Annotated in this window: 2 protein-coding genes; both read left to right on the top strand. The window is 61.6% G+C overall.

What is annotated here, in order from left to right; genetic code table 11:
• Positions 1 to 159 precede the first annotated feature (159 nt).
• Positions 160 to 1,734 carry a Re/Si-specific NAD(P)(+) transhydrogenase subunit alpha gene (locus VMR39_RS28555; protein WP_325421609.1) on the top strand — a complete coding sequence of 525 codons (1,575 nt, stop codon included), beginning with the start codon at positions 160 to 162 and terminating at the stop codon, positions 1,732 to 1,734.
• 12 nt (positions 1,735 to 1,746) lie between these two features.
• Positions 1,747 to 2,588: NAD(P)(+) transhydrogenase (Re/Si-specific) subunit beta (locus tag VMR39_RS28550; protein ID WP_325421607.1), on the top strand; the 842-nt coding region annotated here is incomplete at its 3' end.

Raw genomic sequence — 2,588 nt, 5'->3', positions numbered from 1 at the left:
GGGCTGCCACGGGATGCTAATGATGAAAATTGTTTAGCGAAAAGCTGTGATGTCGAGCGCGCACGAAACGGATGAGGCGAAACAGTGCGATGCCGAATCGGCGGCTTCCGGATCGACCGCCGTCGCTTCTAAAACTTGGATGCCAAGGAGAAGGTGGGAATGAAGATCGGTGCACCCAGAGAAACTGGGAAGGGTGAGGCGCGAGTCGCTCTGACGCCGGATAGCGCCATACAACTGCAGAATTTGGGTCATAGCTGCTCGGTCGAGAACGGCGCGGGAAGGGCGGCGGGCTTTGATGACGAGGCCTATCGCGCGGCTGGCGTGACGGTCGTGGCGGGCGCAGACGCATTATGGGCCGAAGCGGACGTGATCGTGAAGGTCCGCCCGCCCGACGCAGAAGAGACGGCGCGACTGACGCCCGGCAAGACGCTGATCTCATTCTTCTATCCCGGTCAGCGCGGCGAAGAGCTGGCGTCGATCAATGCCACCGGCGCCAACATACTGGCGATGGACATGGTTCCTCGCATTTCGCGCGCGCAGAAAATGGATGCGCTGTCGTCCATGGCGAATATCGCCGGTTATCGCGCGGTGATCGAGGCGGGCGCCAATTTCGGCCGCTTTTTCACCGGACAGGTGACCGCAGCGGGCAAGGTACCGCCGGCAAAGGTGCTGGTGATCGGCGCGGGTGTCGCGGGCCTGGCGGCGATTGGCGCGGCGACGTCGCTGGGGGCTATCACGCTGGCCTTCGACGTGCGACCCGAAGTCGCCGAGCAGATTGAGTCGATGGGCGCTCAGTTCGTCTATCTCGATTTTTCGGAAGAGCAGCAGGACGGCGCGGTGACCGGTGGATACGCCGCCCCATCCAGCCCGGAATTTCGCGAAGCGCAGCTCAAGAAGTTTCGCGAACTGGCGCCGACTATCGACATCGTCATTTCCACCGCTCTCATTCCGGGCCGCGATGCGCCCGTCCTGTGGACCAAAGACATGGTCGAGGCGATGCGACCCGGATCGGTCATCGTCGACCTGGCGGCCGAACGCGGCGGCAATTGCGAACTGACCGTCACCGACCAAAAGATCGTGTCTGACAATGGCGTGACGATCATCGGCTATACCGATTTCCCCAGTCGCATGGCGGCGCAGTCCAGTTCGCTCTACGCCAGCAACGTCCGCCACATGCTGGCCGACCTGACGCCGGGCAAGGATGGCGTGATCGTCCATGATATGGAAGATGACGTGATCCGTGGTGCTACAATCGCCTTTGAAGGGCGGGTAAGCTTTCCACCGCCACCCTCCAAGATCAAGGCGATCGCCGCGCAAAAGCCCAAGCACAAGGCCGAGGAACTGACGCCCGAGCAGAAGCGGGCGAAGGAAGTTGCGGCGTTTAAGGCGCAGACCCGGTCGCAGGTCACGCTGCTAGTCGTCGCCGCGCTGCTACTGATGGGCGTCGGTGCGGTCGCCCCGGCCAGTTTCATGGCGCATTTTATCGTCTTCGTGCTGGCCTGTTTCGTCGGTTTCCAGGTGATCTGGAATGTCAGCCACGCGCTGCACACGCCCTTGATGGCCGTGACCAACGCCATTTCGGGCATCGTCGTGGTGGGGGCCATGCTTCAGGTCGGATCGTCCAGCACGATCGTCCTTGTCCTGGCGACGATTTCCATCCTGATCGCGTCGATCAACATCGTTGGCGGCTTTCTGGTCACGCGCCGGATGCTGGCCATGTTCCAGCGGTCGTAAGGGGGCAAATCCATGTTTGATATCGGTGCGGTGTCCGCCGCCTATATTTCGGCCGCGGTTCTTTTCATCCTCTCGCTCGGCGGCCTGTCCAATCAGGAAAGCGCCAAACGGGCCGTCTGGTATGGCATCGCCGGCATGGCGCTTGCTGTCGGGGCGACACTCTTCGGTCCCGGTGCTGCCAATCTGCCGATCGTGGCGGGAACCTTTGCCGTCGCTGCGGTGATCGGCTGGATCGTGGCGACACGGGTCCAGATGACCGAAATGCCGCAACTCGTGGCCGCTTTGCACAGTTTCGTGGGTCTGGCTGCCGTTTTCATCGGCTATAATGCGCATTTCGAACTGGAAACGGTCAACGCGCTCGATCCGACAGCGCGCGCTGCGCTGACCGGTTTCGCCGCTGTCCTCGCCCACAAGACGCCAGTGGAAATCAACATCCTCAAGGTCGAGGAGTTTCTGGGCATCTTCATCGGCGCTGTAACTTTCACCGGGTCAATCGTCGCCTTCGGAAAGCTTGCGGGTAAGCTGGACGGCAAAGCGAAGAAGCTGCCTGGCGGTCATGTGCTGAACGCTGTGGCTGCTATCGCTTCGCTGGTGCTGCTGGTCATGTATGTGGGCAATATCGGCATCGAAGGTCGCGAACTGACCGTGCTGATCGCAGTGACCGTGCTGGCGTTGTTCATCGGCTTCCATCTCGTCATGGGGATCGGCGGTGCGGACATGCCGGTCGTAGTCTCGATGCTGAACAGCTATTCGGGCTGGGCGGCGGCCGCCATCGGCTTCACGCTGGGCAATGACCTGCTGATCGTCACCGGCGCGCTGGTCGGGTCGTCGGGCGCGATCCTCAGCTACATCAT

Origin of the sequence: Sphingobium sp. (assembly GCF_035511395.1) — a bacterium.
Classification (GTDB): domain Bacteria; phylum Pseudomonadota; class Alphaproteobacteria; order Sphingomonadales; family Sphingomonadaceae; genus Sphingobium.
This window is presented reverse-complemented; position numbering and strand designations above follow the sequence as displayed.

Coding starts and splice junctions, on each gene's coding strand:
- VMR39_RS28555 (WP_325421609.1), top strand. CDS start 160: ATGAAGATCGGTGCACCCAGAGAAACTGGGAAGGGTGAGGCGCGAGTC.